This window comes from Lonepinella sp. MS14436 (assembly GCF_042470565.1).
Lineage (GTDB): Bacteria > Pseudomonadota > Gammaproteobacteria > Enterobacterales > Pasteurellaceae > Lonepinella.
The window spans coordinates 881,003-901,935 of sequence record NZ_CP170385.1 but is presented as its reverse complement, the minus strand read 5'-3'; the positions used below and the strand labels follow the sequence as shown (position 1 = coordinate 901,935).

Genomic DNA, 20,933 nt, shown 5'->3' with positions numbered 1-20,933 from the left:
GCTAAAACTCTAATATTGAAATGTTGAATTTACCGCTAATTTGGTTAACTGCATATCTTTGCTAAAGCGTAAAATCTCCGTATTTCCTAATACCGTAGCTTGTTCACCTTGAATACGTAATGCTGTTCCCTCGGGCAAGGCGTACACATAGGCATCAGGATTCACAATTAAAAACTCCGTCAAACGTTCTTCACGGCTTTCACCGTTATGTCCAGCTATTTTGCCAGAAATAAAATGCGGATTAATTTGATGTGGGAACAGATTTAACGCATTGAAAGACGGTGGGAAAGTGATTGGCATATCGTTGGTGGTCATAATCGAATTACCAGCCACATTAGAGCCTGCACTCCAGCCAGTATAAGGTGTGCCTGCATTGACTTTTGCTCGGATCGTATCAATTAAATCATGTTCATACATTTGCTTTAACAAACAAAACGTATTACCGCCACCCACGGCAATCACATCAGCCTGTTCAATAATATCCCGATGTTTCTTACCTCTATGTACCGAAACCACCTCAACATCAAAACGGTCTAATGCCTGTTGCACCGACTGTTCATATTCCTCATAGGAACGAACAATCCCAGCATAAGGCACAAAAGCCATTTTTTTGCCTTTATAATCCTTTAAAAAGGTTTCGAACCATGGTAATGCGTGAACGAGATAATCAGTGTCTTTATATTTTGAGCCACTGAGTAATAACATGTTTTTCATTATATTGTTCTCCTTTCTAAATAACCAACCCTATTATCAGCCTGAATTTTACAAATAAAAAGAATAAAATTTCAAATCTTTGAACTATGTCACAAAATTTATTTAGAATAAAATGTCAAATGCCTGAAGTTAGCATCACTTTTAGAATGTAGATCAAATATTATTGCGTTATTCCCACTCAATCGTTGCTGGCGGCTTTCCACTCACATCATACACCACTCTTGAGATACCGCTCACTTCATTAATAATACGATTGGAGATTTTACCTAATAACTCATACGGCAAATGTGCCCAATGTGCGGTCATAAAGTCGATAGTTTCTACCGCTCGCAGTGAAACCACCCAGTCATATTTACGTCCATCACCCATTACACCGACAGATTTCACTGGCAGGAAGACGGTAAATGCTTGGCTCACTTTGTAATACCAACCTGAATTATAAAGTTCCTCGATAAAAATCGCATCCGCTTTACGCAACAGATCGCAGTATTCTTTTTTGATTTCGCCTAACACACGCACGCCTAAGCCTGGACCTGGGAACGGGTGGCGATTCAACATTTCTGCTGGTAAACCTAAGGCTAAACCAATTTTACGCACTTCGTCTTTAAACAGTTCACGTAACGGTTCCACCAGACCTAATTTCATATAATCAGGTAAACCGCCTACATTGTGATGAGATTTAATCACGTGAGCTTTACCTGTTTTGCTGGCGGCAGATTCAATCACATCGGGATAAATGGTGCCTTGTGCCAACCATTTTACTTTAGTTTGTTTGTGGGATTCTTCGTCAAATACATCGACAAACACTTTACCAATAATTTTGCGTTTGGCTTCGGGATCATTTTCACCTTTTAAGGCTTCTAAGAAACGATTTTCCGCATTGACACGGATAATGTTTAAGCCGAATTTATCGCCAAACATTTCCATCACTTGATCGCCTTCGTTAAGACGTAACAAGCCGTTATCCACAAAAACGCAATGTAAATTTTTGCCAATTGCACGATGTAATAACAAGGCAGTAACAGAAGAATCCACACCACCAGATAAGCCTAAGATGACTTCATCATCACCTACTTGAGCTTTAATCCGAGCGACCGCATCTTCAATAATATTTTCCGCTGTCCATTTAGTTTCACAACCACAAATATTGACTACAAAATTAGTTAATAACGCTAAACCGCTTTTGGTATGTGTTACTTCGGGGTGGAACTGCACGCCATAGAATCGGCGGCTTTCATCGGACATTGCCGCAATCGGGCAAGTTGGTGTGGTGCCTGTGACTTGGAAGTTGTTAGGTAAACGGGTCACTTTATCGCCGTGACTCATCCATACATCTAATTTCGCTTGAGCTGCATTCACATCATCATTTAATTGAGCGAAAAGCTGGCAACTGGCTTGTAAATCCACAGACGCATAACCAAATTCACGGTGATCCGAATTTTCCGTTAATCCCCCTAATTGCATTGCCATGGTTTGCATACCGTAACAAATCCCCAATACAGGTACACCAGCACTAAATACATATTCAGCCGCTCTTGGGCTGTTTTGTTCGGTGGTGCTTTCAGGTCCACCTGAAAGAATAATCCCTGTTGGGTTAAATTCACGGATTTGCTGTTCCGTCACGTCCCACGCCCAAAGTTCGCAATACACCCCAATTTCACGCACACGGCGGGCAATTAATTGGGTATATTGTGAACCGAAATCTAAAATTAAAATTTTATGTTGGTGAATGTTGTTCATCTAATTTCTCTTTTTATTAAATAATATTTAAATGTCGTTTATTTCTTGAATTTGCATGTAAATCTAAATACTGAAAATAACATAAAACAGTATCCGAATAATTCAGAACATTCTTCAATAATATGTTTTGCTGTTCTTACATATCCCAAACCTAGTACATATTCCCAAATACGTCCCATACCTAATAATCTAGATGTAATTAATATAATAACTAACCTAAGTAAAAATACACTGTATTCTTTACTCGTTATAAAGGATTTTAACCCTGGGATGAGTGAATTATAATTTCTTAACGCATATAAAATACAAATTACTGCTGTAGGTAAAGCAAAATAAAACCAAGAACCAAGAACCATGAAAAAATAAGTTATCAAATAAGTTATCTTGTTCTCTAATAAACATACATAGCAAAAAACCTGTAATTAGAATAAATCCAGATCTTTTTTCTTTTATTTTTATGGCTATTCTAAAAAAGAATATTATCATCATTATTAAACAAAAAGATTGTGTATATTCAACAACAGATTCTTCCTCAACCATATTTTCCAAGTAAAAAAGATCTATATATAAAGCCAAAAAAGGAATCGAAGCAATACAAGCAAATAGAAGAAATTCTAATACCACTGTTCTTATTAGCTGATAATTATTTTCCATACTTTATTTCCTATAACGACCCCCAAAGGGGCAATATTGCCCCTAATAAATTTAACCCATTCTATAATTCGGTGCTTCCTTAGTAATCGTCACATCATGCACATGGCTTTCTTTAATCCCTGCACCACTAATTCGCACAAACTGGGCTTTGGTGCGTAAATCTTCAATCGTGGCAGAACCTGTTAAGCCCATACAAGAACGTAAGCCACCCATTTGTTGATGCACGATTTCTTTAAGTAAGCCTTTGTATGGAATACGTCCCTCAATGCCCTCTGGTACTAATTTATCGGCAGCGTTATCTGATTGGAAATAGCGATCTGATGAACCTTTTGACATGGCACCTAAGGAACCCATACCGCGATAGGATTTAAACGCACGTCCTTGAAATAACTCAATTTCCCCTGGAGCTTCTTCTGTTCCTGCAAACATTGATCCTACCATGACACAGCTTGCCCCAGCGGCAATAGCTTTGGAAATATCGCCTGAATAACGAATACCACCATCGGCAATCACAGGAATGCCACGATCTGCCAAGGCGGCAGCGGCTTCCGCAATGGCGGTAATTTGTGGTACACCAACACCTGTTACAATTCGAGTAGTACAAATAGAACCAGGTCCAATCCCAACTTTCACCGCACTCGCACCTGCATCAGCTAAGGCTATCGCGCCCTCTGCAGTTGCTACATTGCCTGCGATAATCGGTAAATTAGGATATTTTGCTCGGGTTTCACGTACACGTTGTAATACGCCCTCGGAATGTCCATGTGAAGAGTCGATTAACAACACATCAACACCTGCTCGGACTAGTGCTTCAACACGATCTTCGTTACCAGCTCCTGCCCCGACTGCAGCACCCACACGCAAACGACCAAACTCATCTTTACACGCATTTGGCGTATTTTCTGCTTTTTGGTAATCTTTTAAGGTAATCATACCTTTTAATTTATCATTAGCATCTAACACCAATACTTTTTCTACCCGATGCTCGTGCATTAAACCAAAAATTTCTTCACGTTTTGCATTTTCTTTGACAGTTACTAAACGCTCTTTGGGTGTCATAAATTCCGCAATAGTTTTGCTATGATCAGATACAAAACGCACATCACGACCTGTGATAATCCCTACTAAGTTGTCTGTATTATCCACCACAGGAAAACTTGCAAATCCATTTTTCTTAGTGATTTCTGCTAATTGTGCCAAGGTCATATCAGGTTGTACACAAACAGGTTCTGACACAATACCGCTTTCAAATTTTTTCACTTTACGCACACGTTCTGCTTGGCGTTCAATAGACATATTTTTGTGAATGAAGCCTATTCCTCCCTCTTGTGCCAAGGAAATCGCTAATCTGGTTTCCGTTACCGTATCCATTGCAGCAGAAAGCATCGGGATATTTAGGCGAATGGTTTTAGTCAGTTGAGTGGATAAATCAGCGGTGTTAGGTAACACGGTGGAATGGGCTGGGACGAGTAAAACGTCATCAAAAGTCAAGGCTTCTTGCTTAATTCGTAACATTGCAATATTCTCTCTTTTAAGTGTATGCTATAAAATATTGCGAACGCATTATACAGGTTTAACCTTATCTTGTGAACGAATTTTTGTGAAAAATCCCGCTTTTTTTAAGGAATGATTGAAAAGGAAATTTATGTACGATTTATTAGAAAAACTGGCTGACGGTCAACCTTATTGTTTTGAAAAATTAACCGCACTTTTAGGCTGTAATGCCAATGAATTACTGGCTCAAATTCAACAATTACAACAGCAAGGTATTCATATTGATACCACTTTGGGTGAAGTAAAGTTATTACCCCAAACCGCATTATTAAACCCTGAAAAATTGCGTGATACTTTGCCGAATCAAGTGTTTTATCGCCCAATTATTCATTCAACCAATCAATTTTTACTCGAAAATATCAAACGCCTAAACAAAGGCGACATCTGCACTGCTGAAAGCCAAACCGCAGGACGTGGGCGACGTGGACGGCAATGGATTTCACCTTTTGCTAGTCAGTTAATGTTTAGTTTTATTTGGCAAGTAGATGCGAGAAAGCCTATTGATGGTTTGAGTTCTGTCGTAGCAATGGCAATTCATCATGCCTTAATAAAATTAGGCGGTTCAGACATCATGCTGAAATGGCCGAATGATATTTTGTTAAAAGGAAGAAAACTAGCGGGTATTTTAATTGAAATTGCTCATACCGAGAATGGTCAACTTAATTTAGTGGTGGGGATTGGGTTAAACGTTGATATTCCCAAAGATAACCAACAAATTGACCAAAGCTGGGCGAATTTAACCGAAATTTTGCCAAAAATAGACCGCACTTCGTTGTTGATCGCTTTAATCCAGCAGATTTATCAAGAACTAGAAACATTCGAACAAGTGGGAATAAATGCTGAATTTCAGCAAAAATGGCAAGAAGTTGATGCTTATTTCGGTGAAACGGTAAATATCATCACAGAAAAACAAGTGATTTCAGGAACGGAACAAGGCATTGATGAACATGGATATTTAAAATTATTAACCAATAGTGGTGAATTATTGACCTTTAATGGTGGGGAAGTGTCGTTGCGGAGAAAATAGTGCTATTTCCCCGTACTCTCGTACGCGGTTAAGCATGTGACGATGCTCCGCATCTTTGGAATATAGAATAGAACACAAGCTACGGAGTAGCGATAACATGCTTAACCTTGTACGCAAGTGCAAGGAGAGAAAATAAATAATGGCTGGGGTACTAGGATTCGAACCTAGGGATGCTGAGATCAAAACCCAGTGCCTTACCGCTTGGCGATACCCCAATTAAGATTATCTTATCTTGAAAAGATATTGATTAGTATGTTGATAGTATGGCTGGGGTACTAGGATTCGAACCTAGGAATGCTGAGATCAAAACCCAGTGCCTTACCGCTTGGCGATACCCCATCAACTCAAAAGATTTGCAAACTGAAAATGGTGCGGAAGGAGGGACTTGAACCCACACGCACAGGCGCCAGAACCTAAATCTGGTGCGTCTACCAATTTCGCCACTTCCGCAATATATTGACCACTATTAAATGGTGGCTACAGCGAGATTCGAACTTGCGACCCCAACATTATGAGTGTTGTGCTCTAACCGACTGAGCTATGTAGCCATATTTTGCGTCACCGTAATCAGCGTTGCGGTGCGTATTATGCTAATTTAGCCCTAGTTCGTCAACTGTTTTTTCCTGATAATGTTAAAATTTCCGTTTATTCGAATAAGACTTAAACAAATCGCTCCCAAATACTTCCCTATTCTACCAAAAGATGCTGCAACAAACTACCGTCTAACAATGCCCTTTTTACCAAAGCAAATGCACCAATCACATCTTCATTATGCAATTCCGACACCACTAACGGGGTATTTTTTACAAAAGCAGGTAATGCGTGACTTTCTAGCGTTTTATGAATGGCAGCAAATAAAGTATTTTTCGCTTGGGTAATTTCCCCTGAAATCACGATTTTTTCAGGGTTAAACATATTCACCGACATTGCCAACACTCGCCCAATTTGTACGCCGACATGCTCGATTAATTCTGTTGCTACCGCATCATGCTTGTTACTAGCTTTACAAATGGCTTCAATATCATGGCTTTCTAAAGACAACCATTTACTTTGATAACCGTCTTCTAGCATCTGTTGCATTTTATTTTCAATAGCATCATTGCTCACCACGGTTTCCAAGCAACCGACATTGCCACACAAACAACGCTTGCCAAGCGGATCCACCTGAATATGCCCGATTTCACCGACATTATTGCGATAGCCTTGAAACACTTCATGATTAATCACAATCCCTGCACCCACACCTCGATGAATACGTAACAACAAGGAATCATAACAATCTTTCGTCACACCAAAATAATGCTCGGCTAATGCTAAACTTCGCACATCTTGCCCGATATAACTCGGTAAATTAAAGCGTTGTTCAAGCCGTTGCACCAGATCCCAAGGCTCGGTTAGCTCAAAGTGCGGTAGATTTTCAATCAGATTATTTTTACCATTCACAAAGCCAGCGACAGTAATACCAATCGCAATCAGTTCACTCGATTTATTGGCATTATCCGCAATAAATTTATCTAATTGCTCAAATAAAAAATCTTCTAATTGGGTTAAATTTCGTACATCAGGCAGATCAAAATGTTGGTATTTTAACAACTTAGCGGATAGATCCATCATGGCTAACACGATTTCTTCTCGCCCCAGATGAATCAGTAAAGTACGAAATGCTTTTTGTTCTGCCACAATCGAGGTAGCACGGCGACCACCTGTGGATTCTTGCTGTTCCACTTCTTTAATCAAGCCACGAGCCAATAAAGCACGAGTAATTTTAGTCACACTGGCTGGAGCAAGCTGACTTAATTCTGAAATTTGAATACGAGAAATCGGTGCTTGTTGATCGATTAATTTATACACCGCTGCACTATTCATCTGTTTAACCAAATCCACATTGACAATTTGATTAATTCGCATCCGACTATCCTTATTTTACGCTATAAAATTTATGTTATTCTACCTGAAAAATTGGTAAAAATTAACCGCAGTTTAGCGTGATTTTACCGAATTAATCATGGTGTCAAACCAGTTTCTAGTATTTTTATCAATTTCTTCTAAATAATGAGGTAAATCTGCCGTCTGTTTAAGTATCCGTTGCCAATAAATATCCGCTTTATTATGAGCATCACCTTGAGCAATATTTTCAATATGCTGACATTTAGCCTGATTATTTTCTGCTTTTAAATAACCCGCAATATCTTTGGTTACTACCAAAACAGCTTGTTGTTCACTGGCTAAATAAGCCGAAATATACACTTTCAACAAGGCTAAAGGATCAATCGCTGACTCAATAATAAAGGTCTTACCAATTAAATTTTTGTTATGATCTTTGCCATAAAAAAGTGGCGGAAATACCTTATTCTCACCGTTACAAGCTAACTGCATTAACCAATAAAGCCAATTTTCAATCATATAACTATCTTTATGTTTCGCTGCTGTCCATTGCACACGTTGTAAGCCATTTTCTGTTGATAATAATTGATTGATATAGCCTGTTAACTGGACGACTTTTCCCTCAATATCAAAGGTTAAATCTACATATTGCGTTTGTGCTGATTGCCCCTGATAAGCACTTAATACTTCACGAAACTGTTCAATTTCCGACCGCACTTGATGTTGATAAATATGAGCAAATTCACCACGTGGCAACATACCTTTCACCTTGAGTTGAGCAAAATAATCTACTACATCAAGATCCTTTTCCATTAACAAATCTTGCTGAATTTGATACAGGGTTAATCCGTCTAAAGCAAAATTTTCCGTATCGATAATTTGCTCATCATTCTCTCTGAAATAAACATCTAATCTTTTTTCAAAGAAAAATTGTACTGGATTTTTAACAAAGTTAATTAACTGTTCACAATTAATTTGAATTAGGCTATTTTCTGGTTTATTCTCAACCGATTGTGCTTGTACAAAATCCGCTGGAACTTGCTTCGCATTGGCAATATTTGCCCATTCTTTAGCAAAAGTGCGGTGCTTTTCACTAAAGTTTTTAGCACTCCAAGCGGTCATGGCATGATAATGCACTAAAGGCTTGTCGTTTTCTTTCGATTGACAATCATAATCCAGATTTTCAGCAAGATAATCTAAGAACTGATTTACTAATACAGAAGGTTGTAGCGGACGATTATCAATAATTGATTGCCCCACATAGCTGATATAAAGCCGTTCTTGTGCAGACAACAAGGCTTCAAGGAATAAATAACGATCATCATCACGTCGAAAACGATCGCCTTTTTGACGATGATATTGCATTAAATCAAAACTATTCGGCAGTTGATTGCGTGGATAATCCTGTTCATTCATGCCTAACAAGCATACCACTTTAAACGGAATTGATCGCATCGGTAATAAAGTACAGAAACTAACTTTACCGACTAAAAATTTTAGACTGTTAGCTTGTTCATTTAATTTTTCAGTTAACACATCAGCGACCACTTCCGCTGTCAGTAATTCATCAAAATGTAAGGCCTGTAATAATAAACTCACCTGTTGAATACCATTTTCAATATAGCGTAACATTTCTACGGTATGTGGTTCAGGGTTGAAAAATTGCTTTAATAGTTCCGTTAACTTAACTTCCCATTCGGTGATAGCATGGCTTTGAGATAATGTATCATGCCACCAGCTAAGTTGTTCAATAAAGCTCGCTAATGCCCCAACTAGACGACTGTTCAGCCCATAGCTATTATCAAAACCAAGTTGATCTTGTTGCCAGATACCATTTTCTTCACGCAGTGCAAAACCAAGCAACATTCGTTCTACACCTGCTTGCCATGCGTTAAAATTTTGTCCTTGTGAACTTTGTTTATCAAGTCCAAAACGAATACCACTTTCTTTAACCCAATAACGTAAATTTTCCAGATCATTCAGTGTTATGCCAAAACGATGGCGAATCGCAGGAATATCAAGCAATGCCAGTACATCTTCCGCACTAAATTGACTTTCTTTTAAGCGTAGCAAATTCAAGAAAGTCGCTAACAATACATCACTTTCTGACAAGGTTTGATCAGAAATAGAAAATGGAATATAGCGTTTATCATAGTCCCAATGCCCTTGAGAATCCTTTATTTTCTGTTGATACTGTCCAAATACCGCTTGAATATAGGGAGCATAGCGATCAATATCCGCCACCATCACCACAATATCTTTCGGCGTTAAAGTGTTGTCATCTGTAAAACATTGCAATAAATAATCGTGCAACACTTCCACTTCTCGCATAGGACTATGGCAAGCATGAAAAGAGATGGACTGATCTGCTGCATCAAAATGTAATGAACCAGCTTCACTAGGTGCTAAATGCAAAATCCTACGTTGAATTTGTGTCAGTAAATGATTATCCGTTGTTAATTCGGTATTTGCTTGAATTTCTTGGCTATCTAATTGACTTAACAAATAGAAAAAATCTCGCCCTAATTTACCCCATGTTGCTAATAGTGGATTGCCAATAGATAAATGTTCATCTTCTGCGGTTACTTCTTGTTTATTAGCTAAATAATCATTCAGTTGGGTTGATTTAAAAAAGGATTTTTGTTCACCCGTTTGGCGTTCGGTCAGTATTTTCAATGCCCGTTTTTGGGCAAAAATGGGATCCACAATATCGCCCCAATAATATTGACTTGGGTTATTAAAAAATAAATGCACGTCACAATGTTCCGCCATGGCAGACAGGGTTTCTAAATAGGTTTTTGGTAACGCAGAAATGCCAAAAATAAATAAGCGTTTCGGTAAATTATTATAATGGCTGAGTTGTAAATATTCGTTATGTAAATTAGCTCGGTGCTGTATAGAATGATCTTTATGAGCCACCTCCGCAATTAATGCTCGCCAAAGTTTCCCTTGCCACGCCACATCTTGCTCAATCCGTTGCTTAAAATTACTGTCTATTTGTTTCTGTTGACTCACAATTTCATCAATAATGATCTGTGGTTGATCTTGTTCCCAAGCAGAAATCCACTGGGGACGATAAACTAAATATTGGTCGAACAAATCAGCAATTTTGCGAGCCAGTTGATATAACTTTTGTTGCTCAGATTGAGAAGAATAATGCAGGTAATCCAAAATGGGACGAAAATCTGTTTGCTTAATCAAACGCATCAATCGCCACGTCATTACCTCTTTGCTAAATTGACTTTGTTCCGATACATTCGGCAAGTTATCCACATATTGCTGCCAAATAAAACTGGCGGGCATAGGAAAATGAAAATTCGCTGAAATACCTTGTTTACTGGCTAATTGTAATTGCAACCATTGAGCCATACCTGGGCTTTGCACTAAAATAGTTTCGGATTCGAAAGGATCATCAAGTGGATCAAGTTTAAGCAATTCACACAAAATATCTTTTTGAACATCAAGATCATTAGAATGATAAATTTTAAACATAATAGCTCCACAGGCTCAATTAATCTGCCATCATTATAAACTAATTTCCCCCAAAATATACCGCACTTTTACCTTATCCCCAATGCAATTAATGGAGAATTTCAGTTGATTTTGCTCTACTCCACTTTCACAATTTAATCCTAAAAATTGCCGTTGCTGTTGATTTTCCGCTATTTGAATCGCTTGATAACGTTGATAAATTTCACTTGCTGTTTTGCGTTGAATATTCGCCCATTGATTAATAGCAAGAAAAATGCCACTAAATAGGCTCAACGCCACTAATAAGGTCACAAGCCCCATTCCTTGCTTAAATTTAGGGAATAAAATCATACCAAGTTTTCTCTACGTTTTGCCATTGACTATAAGATTGCACAATTTCAGTTACCACGGTTTTTTTATAAGTTAGCGTTACATTGTCCTCTTTCGAAAATGTCCCTTGTGTAATCACTGAACCAGTTATTTTACCCTTGCCAGAAATATGCAAATCCCCTGTAGCAATCACAATACCATTTAAATTGCCGTTAATCTGCCATTCAGTATTCGCTTGATCGAACCAAAACAAGTAATTGCCTTTATCAGTGGGGAAATAATTGACGTTCTGGATCGCCTTAGCTTGAAATAAGGCAAACGCCTGTTTATCAACAAAATCATCAAATTGCCCCTCATTGAGATTTTTGCTAGGCGATTTTTTAAATAAAACTTGACGTTGGCACCAGATAAACTGCTGATGTTCGTCACTATTCGGGGACGTAATAGATGCCGTTGCAAAATTTCCCGTTAGACTTAAATCTAGGTTTTTACAAAGATCTGATTGTTGTTGCTGAAATTGTTTCTGCAAACTGATATGTTGCTGAATATAGCGTTGTCTTTGTATTGCAATGGTTGAATGTAAACGGAAGCTATCATCATCAAATAACAATACAATTAACAACAGACTTGAGAGCAATATGAGTAAGCTAATCGTCACAAAACCGCGGTGCATTTTCATCGATTTTTTCATTGGCATTATTCCATTACCTGTGGTTGATTAAGCAATGGAATAATCACTGAACTTTCATATTGAACATTCGGATATTGTTTTAATCGACCTGCTAAATAAAGGCTCAGTCCTTTGTATTGCTTACTATTATCCAACCAGTTTAATTGTAATTCAGTAATCTCATAATTATCTTCATCTAACATTTTCGTCCAACCTAAATCCTGACAAGCATTTTGTTGCAAATAACTTTGGCATTCTGCTTTTTTGCATTTAGTATTCGCTTTATTACCGTACGTTCGGCTCTCTAAAATAAAGCCATTTTGTCGATAGCCAAATAATTCTCGCCCTACTTCTGAAGTAGCATTTTGCTCATCTTTGGCACATTGTTTAGCAGTAGATCCTAAACACCCATTAGCGTCTAAATCATAAAAAAACAAAACACAATTATTTTCCACCGCACTTTCGCCTGACATAGGATAAATAGCGAGACTTGTACCTTTCTCATCTAATTCAAATAACGAAAAATTTTCCTGAGTGACTTTCGCAGATAACGCCCGAAAACCAGCACGGCGTAGATCTTTTGCCATAGTGTGCAAAACTCGTTGTAATTCCGTTTGTAATTGCAGTTGCAATAAAATATGTTGATTTTGTCGTTGTGCATAAGCATAAAATTGAATAATGACAAATAACAAAAATGAGGATAAAGCTAAACTTAGCATTAAGCCTAATAAACTTTGCCCTTTATAAAATCTTGTCATTCTTCTACTCCAGCATTGCAGGCATTCTCAGCTTGATCACTTTTTAAGCGGATTCGTCCTAAGTTAGAAAAAGAAAATAAGATGCGAGATTGCGAATTTTGCAACATAAAACAGCCTGAATCTGACGAATTGCGAGTACCATTAAAACTGATTAATTTTTGTGGATAATAGGCTTTAGCAGTAATCATGGTTTTTTGTGAACTAAAAGGATAATAAAACTGAGCCGAAAGGTTATCAGGACAAAAACTGGGATTAAAGCAATCGCAAGTCGTATCTGACTTAATTTGAGCGGTAACACACCAGCGTTGCTGACCAACATCTCGATTGAGAATGAGATACCAGATTTGAGTAGAATTTTCTACTCTGGCTTGAATTTGGCGTAAGAATAGATATAAACGGTGTTGTTCTTTGGCTAAAATTCGTTGGCTATCACTTTGCCATGCAGGCAGGCTAATTAAAGATATGATGCTAATAATCAGCAAAACAATAAGCATTTCAAATAAGGTAAAACCACTTTTCATAAACTTTCTCTTTTTTAACCGCAGTTTAAAAGAAAGCCTATAGATAACAATAAAATTAAAAGGATTTTGGAATGGAGATCACAAAATTAATATAAGTAGATCAGCTCACTGAATAAAAATAATGTATATACATTAAGAAGAATATTAGTGGTGGGTCGTAAGGGACTCGAACCCTTGACTAACGGATTAAGAGTCCGCTGCTCTACCAACTGAGCTAACAACCCATTTTGGATGGTATTATTTTTAGCTTTAAAAATCAATATTATTTAATTAAGTGGTGGGTCGTGAAGGATTCGAACCTTCGACAAACGGATTAAAAGTCCGCTGCTCTACCGCCTGAGCTAACGACCCATTTTGTATCTTACTTTTAGCTTTAAAGTAAACTGGGAAAATCTAATTAAGTGGTGGGCCGTGAAGGATTCGAACCTTCGACAAACGGATTAAAAGTCCGCTGCTCTACCGCCTGAGCTAACGGCCCATTTTTTGCCTTACTTCTAACTTTAAAGCAAACTGGAAAGATCTAATTAAGTGGTGGGCCGTGAAGGATTCGAACCTTCGACAAACGGATTAAAAGTCCGCTGCTCTACCGCCTGAGCTAACGGCCCCCTGATAGTTAAACTTAATTTTCAAGCATGTCATGACAAACCATGTCAGACAATGAGTGCATATATTACGGATTTAAATTTAATAATCAATAGTTATTTTTAGTTTTTGGATTGTTTGAACGAATAGTCGCCAATCTATCCTATAATTCGGACGCATATTTAACTATGATTAACATAAAAATAAAACAGGTTTCATATTCTGAAACCTGTTTAATAGAATAACAAGATATTCTACAAATTAATATGCTAATACAGCACGACGGTTTTTGCTGTATGCAGATTCGTCATGACCTAATACAGCTGGTTTTTCTTCGCCGTAAGATACAGTTGAAACGTTGTTAGCACCTTTAGTTGCTAAGAAAGATTTTACTGCGTCTGCACGACGTTGACCTAATGCGATGTTGTACTCTGGAGTACCACGTTCATCAGCATGTCCTTCTACTAATACTTTAGCTGCTGGAGTAGCGTTTAAGTATTGTGCATGAGCATCTAACAATTGTTGGTATTCACCTTCAACTGCATAGCTGTCAAATGCAAAGTAAACCGTATTGTAACGGCTTTGTAAATCAGACACAGAATAACCACCAAATTGTTGTCCTGCGTTTGCACCTTCCATACCGCTTGCATCGTTGTTTGATGAACTACATGCTGCTAATGCTAATACTGGGGCAACTAACAATAATTTTGCTAATTTCATTAATTTTTCTCCTTAGAGTTTTTTACTTTGTTAAATATGGTGACCAAGCAGGAAATTTCACTTGTCCGTCACTTCCTGGCAAACGTGCTTTAAAGCGTCCATCTGCAGATACTAATTGTAGCACCTTTCCTAAGCCTTGGGTAGAGCTATAAATAATCATAATTCCATTTGGTGAAATGCTTGGACTTTCATCAAGGAAAGTTGAACTTAACGTTTCAATTTGTCCTGTAATAAGGTCTTTTTTAATCACATGATCACCAGAAATCATAACCATCGTTTTACCATCGGAACTGACTTGTCCGCTATAACTTTTGCCACCAGAACCTACTAATGAAGCACCTCCACCAGAAGTACTCATTGAGTAAACTTGAGGCGAACCGCCTCTATCGGAGGTAAACAAAATACGTCCATCTGGAGTCCAGCTAGGCTCTGTATTATTACCCGCTCCACTCGTCAATTTAGTAGCTTGCCCACCATTCGAACCCATCACATAAATGTTTAGCTGACCATCTTGATTTGATGCAAAAGCTAAACGACTACCATCTGGTGAAAACGCAGGCGCTCCATTGTGTCCAGGGAATGAAGCCACTACTTTTCTGCTACCAGAACCTAAATCCTGAACTACAAGCTGTGATTTTCTATTTTCAAAAGAAACATAAGCTAAACGCTTGCCATCTGGTGACCAAGCTGGTGACATCATTGGTTGTGAACTACGATTTACCACAAATTGATTGAAACCATCATAATCTGCAACACGAAGTTCATAAGGTTGAGATCCACCATGTTTTTGTACAACGTAAGCAATACGTGTTCTAAATGCCCCTTTAATCGCAGTAATCTTTTCAAACACTTCATCACTGACAGTGTGAGCCCCAAAACGAATAAATTTTGGCGTTACCGTAAATGAATTTTGTGCTAATACTGCTCCAGCAGAACCCGATGCACCGATAGTATCTACTAATTGATAAGCAATATTATAACCGCCACCCGCTGCTGTTACTTGTCCAACCACAATCGCATCTACACCTAACGATGCCCAAGCATCTGGTGTCACTTCTGATGCAGAACCTGGTTGTTGTGGCATTTGGCTCACCGCAACAGGATTAAATTTACCACTATTACGTAAATCTGCAGAAATAATGTCTGCAATATCTGCAGGAACTGGTCCATTAGACTTGAACGGTACAACCGCAATCGGTCTTGCACCCTCTACACCTTCATCAATGACAATACGAACTTCGTCATCTGCTTGAGCCATATTTATTGCAAAAAACAATACGGCAAATACACTCAAAATACGGGTTATTAATTTCATCATACCACCTATTTGGTTTATGTTACTTTCCTAAAAATTATTTTAAATCAAAATCAATAATTGGATTTTTATATTTATTGTAAATTGCATCACTAGGTGCAGCAGGGACTTTTTTCGTTCTTGCCACAGCACTCAGTGCAGCACTACAAATATCATCAGGTCCAGAAACTCGTTGATAGCCTAAAATTGTGCCGTCACGGTCTAACTGAATTCTAATACTACACACTTTCCCTGCAAAACTCGGATCTTTAATAAAACGGCGTTTAATTTCTTTCTTAATCACGCCTGCATACTGATCACCTACTTTACCACCATCACCCGTACCTTGACCAGCTCCAGTGCCTTGTGTGCCAGCTTTATTCGTATTACCACCGCGAGAAGCACTTCCGCCTCCGATGTCGCCACCATCCAAGAAATTATCTAATGCGGCTTGTTCAGATTTTCGTTTTGCATTCGCTTCAGCCTCTGCTTTTGCTTTGGCATCCGCTTTCGCCTTGGCATCTGCTTTTGCTTTAGCTTCTTTTTCGGCTTTCTCTTTTGCTTCTTTTTCCGCTTTTGCCTTAGCCTCTTTTTCAACTTTCTCTTTCGCTTCTTTCTCAGCCTTGGCTTTCGCATCTTGTATCGCTTTCTCTTTTTCTGCTTTTTCTTTGGCTACTTGAGCGGCTTTAGCTTTTGCTTCTTCTTCGGCTTGTTTAGCCATAGCAGCTAAACGTTTTGCTTCCGCTTCTGCTTTCAATTTAACAGCTTCTGCCTCTTTTTTAGCTTTCGCTTCAGCTTCTTGTTTTGCTTTCTCTAAAGCCTCTTGTTTCGCTTTTTGTTGTTCAAGTTGCTGTTGACGTTCCTGTTCTTTTTGCTGTGCGATTCTTTGCTGTTCAAGTTTTTGTTCATCTACATCAGGTTTTGGTGGTTCTTCTTTCGGTTCAGATTTTTCTATGACTTCCTCTGGTTCATTTTTTGCCTTGTCTGTTTGCCCTTTCTTCTGTTGCTGAATACGTCCCCACTCTTGAGCTGCCGAGCCAGTATCCACCATGACAGCACCAATCATATCGCCATCACCTTCACCACCGCCCATCGCTTCAATTGGATGATACCAAAATGAACTCCAAATTAACAAACCGAACAAAATGGTATGCAATACGATTGAAATCAGTAGTGCTTGCGTGTCTTTCCCTTGTCGATTATTCTTCACAATTTATCCTACTGCTTATGGTTAAATCGGATCTGTCATTAAACCAACAGATTTAATTCCTGCCAGATGAAGCAAATTCAACGCCTTAATGACTTCTTCATACGGAACATCACTTGCCCCACCGACCAAGAACATAGTATTGGGATCTTTCTCAAATTCTGTTTTTGTCATTTGAGTCACCATTTCTTCGGTTAATCCCTCAGAACGTTCTCCAGCAATAGAAATAGCATATTGCCCGACACCTGCCACTTCTAAAATAACAGGTACTTTATCTTCATTTGATACTGATTGACTTTCTACAGCATCAGGCAAATCTACTTGCACACTTTGGCTAATAATCGGTGCAGTTGCCATGAAAATTAACACTAAAACCAATAATACGTCCAAAAATGGCACGATATTAATTTCAGATTTAATACTTTTTTCTCTACGACGGCGGTAAGCCATATAAAACCTCTAAAACTTTACTAAAATTACTCACAATCCTTTACAAGATTGTGCTGGGCTTTGCCCCCGTTACTAAAGCAACGTTAAAAATTTTTTCGGAATTTTTATACCGCACTTTTATATTCCAGAGATGAAAGTGCGGTGTAAAAAATGCCAATTTATTAGTTTTTAGCAAACACTTGACGTTGCAAGATCGTGGTAAATTCATCAATAAAGTTACCATAATTTTGCTCTAATTTATTGACACGTAAACTTAAACGGTTATATGCCATTACCGCAGGAATTGCTGCAAATAAACCGATCGCTGTTGCAATCAAGGCTTCTGCAATACCTGGTGCTACCATTTGTAAAGTAGCCTGTTTTGCCCCACTTAATGCCATAAAGGCGTGCATAATTCCCCACACTGTACCAAATAAGCCGATATAAGGACTCACTGAGGCGACAGTTGCTAGGAATGGCACACGTGTTTCTAAATCTTCAATTTCACGATTCATGGCTAAATTCATTGCTCGAGTGCTACCCATCATAATAGCTTCTGGTGCATCTGGGTTAACTTGTTTTAAACGAGCAAATTCTTTAAATCCAGCGTAGAAAATTTGTTCACTGCCAGTCATTGCCATATCACGACGATTTTCTAAACCGTCATAAAGTTTTGTTAAATCTTCACCTGACCAAAAACGATCTTCAAATGCCGTGGAATCTTTTAACGCTTTAGTTAATACGCGACTACGTTGAATAATGATCGCCCACGACACTATTGAGAACATGATTAAAATTAAAATTACAAGTTGAACGACGATACTCGCCTTTAGAAATAAATCTAAAAAGTTCAATTCAGCAGTCATTGCATAGCTCCGAAAATTATTGACTAAATGCAGCTTTAACTTCCGCTGGAAGTGCTACAGGTTTCATTTTGCCTAGATCAACACAGGCTACCTTAACAGTAGCCGTACTTAACACTTTATTTTCTCGTTTAAGACATTGTGAGAAAAAAATCGTTGCACCTTTCATTTGTTCTACCGTAGTTTCTACTATCAGCAAATCATCTAGTTTAGCTGGAAAATGGTAGTCAATCAACATTGACTTAACCACAAAAGCAATGCCTTGTTCAGCTAATAAGTTTTGCTGTGAAAAATGAAATGTACGTAAAAATTCTGTTCTTGCTCGCTCATAAAAATGCAGATAACGTGCGTGATATACCACACCACCTGCATCTGTATCTTCGTAATAAACACGAACGGGAAATTGAAAAAGTTGCATAATGTTTATCCTTATATGATCCTTATCCAGTGTTATCCTTGTTTCGTGATTTTTTGTACAAAAAACTGGCATATTTTAGAGCTTTCAATAATGATAAGCAAGCAATAACACCCAAAGTGCGGTAGAAAATTTGATTATTTTTTTGACCCTATTCAAAATCTAAAAAATTAATTAAAACAATCTACTAACTATTCTTCTGAACTCTCAGAAAAGCGTTCAATTTTAGCTCCGAGATCACGTAATTTTTCTTCAATATGTTCGTAACCACGATCAATATGATAAATACGATCTACTATAGTTTCACCCGATGCAATACACCCAGCTAACACTAAACTAATGGACGCTCGTAAATCTGTTGCCATTACCTGAGCGCCAGAAAGATGTGCCACACCTTGAATTAATGCCGTATTTCCCTCAATTTCACCTTTTGCCCCCATACGAATTAATTCTGGAATATGCATGAAGCGATTTTCAAAAATGGTTTCAGTAATTTTACTGGTTCCCTCTGCCACGGCATTAAGTAAAGTAAATTGTGCTTGCATATCCGTTGGAAAACCTGGATGTGGCATGGTGCGAATATTGACGGCTTTTGGACGTTGACCAAAACTATCTAAAGTAATGGAATCCTCAGTTACATCAACTTGCATACCTGCTTCACGTAATTTCTCAATCACCGCATCAAGGGTACCAGCTTTGGTGCCAACACATTTAATACGACCACCAGAAACCGCTGCTGCAATTAGGAATGTACCTGTTTCAATACGATCTGGCACGATGCTGTGTTCACAGCCAGTCAAACGTTCCACACCCTCAACAGTAATGGTATCAGAACCTAATCCCGAGATTTTAGCTCCCATTTTGTTTAAGAAAACGCCTGTATCAACCACTTCAGGTTCACGTGCTGCGTTTTCAATAATGGTCACACCTTTGGCTAAGGTTGCTGCCATCATCACAGACAAAGTTGCCCCAACGCTAACTTTATCCATATAAATTTTTGCACCTAACAAACGATTATTTACCGTTGCTTTCACATACCCTTCATCAAGCTCAATATGAGCCCCCATTTTTTCTAAACCAGCAATGTGCATATCCACTGGTCTTGCTCCAATAGTGCAGCCACCTGGTAAAGAAACTTGCCCTTCGTGGAATCTGGTCAACAATGGGGCTAATGCCCAAATTGAAGCACGCATGGTTTTTACCAATTCATAAGGTGCTACATAATTATTAATCTTGCTTGCATCAATTAATACTGCTTTATTGGCATCACGTTCAACTATCACGCCTAATTTACGCAAAATTTTAAAGGTCGTATCTACATCTCTTAATTCTGGCACGTTAATTAATTTCACAGGTTGTTCTGCCAAAATAGCTGCAAACAGAATCGGCAGTGCCGCATTTTTCGCCCCTGAAATTTGTACCGTACCACTCAAACGAGATGGACCATAAACACGAAATTTTTGCATAATCTTCCCTTAATTAATAACGTTTAATAGGCGATCACGTTTCCATTTTTCCACCGTATAGGTTCTAATGGTTAACGCATGAATTTCACCTGTCGTAAAATATTCCATTAGCGGAGCATAAATTGTTTGTTGTTGTTTTACTCGAGATAATTGAGCAATTTCATCATCTATTACAATCACACCAAAATGTGCATTTTCGCCTTGAGCGTACACTTCTGAAAGATTTAATGCTTCTTTCAAAATATCTTCAATTTTTTTCGGTTCCATAATTTCCACAAAATTTTAGTTAAATTTAAACAATAAAAGGGGCTAACCAATCCGTTAAGCCAAAAAGATCTGCAAGGGTTAATAATTGTGATGGCACATTTTCTAGCACAATGCGATGATTTGGTTGTTGGATATGACGACAATGTGCAATAAAATCACATAATAAGGCAAATCCAGCACTATCAATTCGCGTAATTTGTGCCAGATCCCATAGAATATCTTTGTCGGCAATTTGCTTTTCTGATAAAAAAGTTAAACGTTGTTGCCATAACGGTAACAACGTATTACGAGATAACTCCCCAACTAATTGGAGAGTTATTTTATCATTATTTTGCTCTGCCGACCATGTTAGTTTTTCAGCTTGCAT

General features: G+C 38.2%; 20 protein-coding genes and 8 tRNA genes. 1 reads left to right on the top strand and 27 read right to left on the bottom strand.

The genetic code is table 11. The features are described from left to right. Nucleotides 1-9: 9 nt before the first annotated feature. The 4 genes from pepE to guaB all read right to left on the bottom strand — a co-directional run bounded on the left by pepE (nt 10) and on the right by guaB (nt 4,623). Complete coding sequence (pepE, locus tag O1Q81_RS04380; RefSeq protein WP_386698418.1) at nt 10-714, bottom strand: dipeptidase PepE; 705 nt, start codon at nt 712-714, stop codon at nt 10-12. A 168-nt stretch (nt 715-882) separates the two neighbouring features. Beyond that, nucleotides 883-2,454: a glutamine-hydrolyzing GMP synthase gene (gene guaA, locus O1Q81_RS04375; RefSeq protein WP_386689798.1), complete on the bottom strand. Its 1,572-nt coding sequence runs from the start codon at nt 2,452-2,454 to the stop codon at nt 883-885. A gap of 279 nt (nt 2,455-2,733) precedes the next feature. Further along, nucleotides 2,734-3,108 (bottom strand): hypothetical protein, encoded by a 375-nt coding sequence (locus O1Q81_RS04370; protein ID WP_386698416.1) that lies wholly within the window; start codon nt 3,106-3,108, stop codon nt 2,734-2,736. Between the two features lie 51 nt (nt 3,109-3,159). Next, nucleotides 3,160-4,623, bottom strand: a complete 1,464-nt coding sequence (gene guaB / locus O1Q81_RS04365; RefSeq protein WP_386698414.1) for an IMP dehydrogenase — start codon at nt 4,621-4,623, stop codon at nt 3,160-3,162. Nucleotides 4,624-4,753: 130 nt separating this feature from the next. Here guaB and birA point away from each other — a divergent pair, with 130 nt between their 5' ends. After that, entirely contained in the window at nt 4,754-5,689 is a 936-nt protein-coding gene (birA, locus tag O1Q81_RS04360) for a bifunctional biotin--[acetyl-CoA-carboxylase] ligase/biotin operon repressor BirA (protein ID WP_386698412.1), read from the top strand. A 140-nt stretch (nt 5,690-5,829) separates the two neighbouring features. Here the strand turns inward: birA and O1Q81_RS04355 are convergent. The 23 genes from O1Q81_RS04355 to O1Q81_RS04245 form a co-directional block, all read right to left on the bottom strand. Continuing rightward, a tRNA-Gln gene (locus O1Q81_RS04355) sits at nt 5,830-5,904 on the bottom strand. Between the two features lie 49 nt (nt 5,905-5,953). Further along, nucleotides 5,954-6,028 (bottom strand) — tRNA-Gln (locus O1Q81_RS04350). Nucleotides 6,029-6,056: 28 nt separating this feature from the next. Next, nucleotides 6,057-6,139 (bottom strand) — tRNA-Leu (locus O1Q81_RS04345). Between the two features lie 21 nt (nt 6,140-6,160). Next, nucleotides 6,161-6,237: transfer RNA gene (locus O1Q81_RS04340), tRNA-Met, on the bottom strand. Between the two features lie 139 nt (nt 6,238-6,376). Further along, on the bottom strand, nt 6,377-7,597 hold the full coding sequence (locus O1Q81_RS04335; RefSeq protein WP_386689788.1) for an ROK family protein: 1,221 nt from the start codon (nt 7,595-7,597) through the stop codon (nt 6,377-6,379). 72 nt (nt 7,598-7,669) lie between these two features. Next, complete coding sequence (recC, locus tag O1Q81_RS04330) at nt 7,670-11,065, bottom strand: exodeoxyribonuclease V subunit gamma (RefSeq protein WP_386698410.1); 3,396 nt, start codon at nt 11,063-11,065, stop codon at nt 7,670-7,672. 33 nt (nt 11,066-11,098) lie between these two features. After that, entirely contained in the window at nt 11,099-11,395 is a 297-nt protein-coding gene (locus tag O1Q81_RS04325) for a DUF5374 domain-containing protein (RefSeq protein WP_386695942.1), read from the bottom strand. Further along, nucleotides 11,379-12,065, bottom strand: coding sequence for a DUF2572 family protein (locus O1Q81_RS04320; RefSeq protein WP_386698408.1), 687 nt, complete (start codon nt 12,063-12,065; stop codon nt 11,379-11,381). Before O1Q81_RS04320 ends, O1Q81_RS04325 begins: the two co-directional genes overlap by 17 nt. Nucleotides 12,066-12,070: 5 nt before the next feature. After that, nucleotides 12,071-12,802, bottom strand: coding sequence for a hypothetical protein (locus O1Q81_RS04315; protein ID WP_386698407.1), 732 nt, complete (start codon nt 12,800-12,802; stop codon nt 12,071-12,073). Beyond that, nucleotides 12,799-13,323: a prepilin-type N-terminal cleavage/methylation domain-containing protein gene (locus O1Q81_RS04310; protein ID WP_386698405.1), complete on the bottom strand. Its 525-nt coding sequence runs from the start codon at nt 13,321-13,323 to the stop codon at nt 12,799-12,801. The genes O1Q81_RS04315 and O1Q81_RS04310 overlap by 4 nt, the downstream gene beginning before the upstream one ends. A gap of 148 nt (nt 13,324-13,471) precedes the next feature. Beyond that, nucleotides 13,472-13,547, bottom strand: a tRNA-Lys gene (locus tag O1Q81_RS04305). Nucleotides 13,548-13,598: 51 nt separating this feature from the next. Further along, nucleotides 13,599-13,674, bottom strand: a tRNA-Lys gene (locus O1Q81_RS04300). Between the two features lie 51 nt (nt 13,675-13,725). Next, nucleotides 13,726-13,801, bottom strand: a tRNA-Lys gene (locus tag O1Q81_RS04295). Between the two features lie 51 nt (nt 13,802-13,852). Further along, nucleotides 13,853-13,928: transfer RNA gene (locus tag O1Q81_RS04290), tRNA-Lys, on the bottom strand. A gap of 238 nt (nt 13,929-14,166) precedes the next feature. Then, on the bottom strand, nt 14,167-14,625 hold the full coding sequence (gene pal, locus O1Q81_RS04285; RefSeq protein ID WP_386689769.1) for a peptidoglycan-associated lipoprotein Pal: 459 nt from the start codon (nt 14,623-14,625) through the stop codon (nt 14,167-14,169). Between the two features lie 22 nt (nt 14,626-14,647). Further along, nucleotides 14,648-15,940, bottom strand: a complete 1,293-nt coding sequence (tolB, locus tag O1Q81_RS04280) for a Tol-Pal system beta propeller repeat protein TolB (protein ID WP_386689766.1) — start codon at nt 15,938-15,940, stop codon at nt 14,648-14,650. Nucleotides 15,941-15,977: 37 nt separating this feature from the next. Further along, nucleotides 15,978-17,129, bottom strand: a complete 1,152-nt coding sequence (tolA, locus tag O1Q81_RS04275) for a cell envelope integrity protein TolA (protein WP_386689763.1) — start codon at nt 17,127-17,129, stop codon at nt 15,978-15,980. A gap of 21 nt (nt 17,130-17,150) precedes the next feature. Next, nucleotides 17,151-17,576, bottom strand: coding sequence for a colicin uptake protein TolR (gene tolR / locus O1Q81_RS04270; RefSeq protein ID WP_386689760.1), 426 nt, complete (start codon nt 17,574-17,576; stop codon nt 17,151-17,153). A gap of 161 nt (nt 17,577-17,737) precedes the next feature. Next, complete coding sequence (tolQ, locus tag O1Q81_RS04265) at nt 17,738-18,421, bottom strand: protein TolQ (protein WP_386689757.1); 684 nt, start codon at nt 18,419-18,421, stop codon at nt 17,738-17,740. A 16-nt stretch (nt 18,422-18,437) separates the two neighbouring features. After that, entirely contained in the window at nt 18,438-18,836 is a 399-nt protein-coding gene (gene ybgC / locus O1Q81_RS04260; protein ID WP_386689755.1) for a tol-pal system-associated acyl-CoA thioesterase, read from the bottom strand. 188 nt (nt 18,837-19,024) lie between these two features. Further along, the gene (gene murA / locus O1Q81_RS04255) at nt 19,025-20,299 is read right to left on the bottom strand and encodes a UDP-N-acetylglucosamine 1-carboxyvinyltransferase (protein WP_386698403.1); all 1,275 of its coding nucleotides are present in this window, start codon (nt 20,297-20,299) and stop codon (nt 19,025-19,027) included. Nucleotides 20,300-20,308: 9 nt separating this feature from the next. Continuing rightward, the gene (locus O1Q81_RS04250; protein ID WP_386689749.1) at nt 20,309-20,566 is read right to left on the bottom strand and encodes a BolA family protein; all 258 of its coding nucleotides are present in this window, start codon (nt 20,564-20,566) and stop codon (nt 20,309-20,311) included. A gap of 25 nt (nt 20,567-20,591) precedes the next feature. Then, nucleotides 20,592-20,933, bottom strand: a complete 342-nt coding sequence (locus tag O1Q81_RS04245; protein WP_386698401.1) for a lipid asymmetry maintenance protein MlaB — start codon at nt 20,931-20,933, stop codon at nt 20,592-20,594.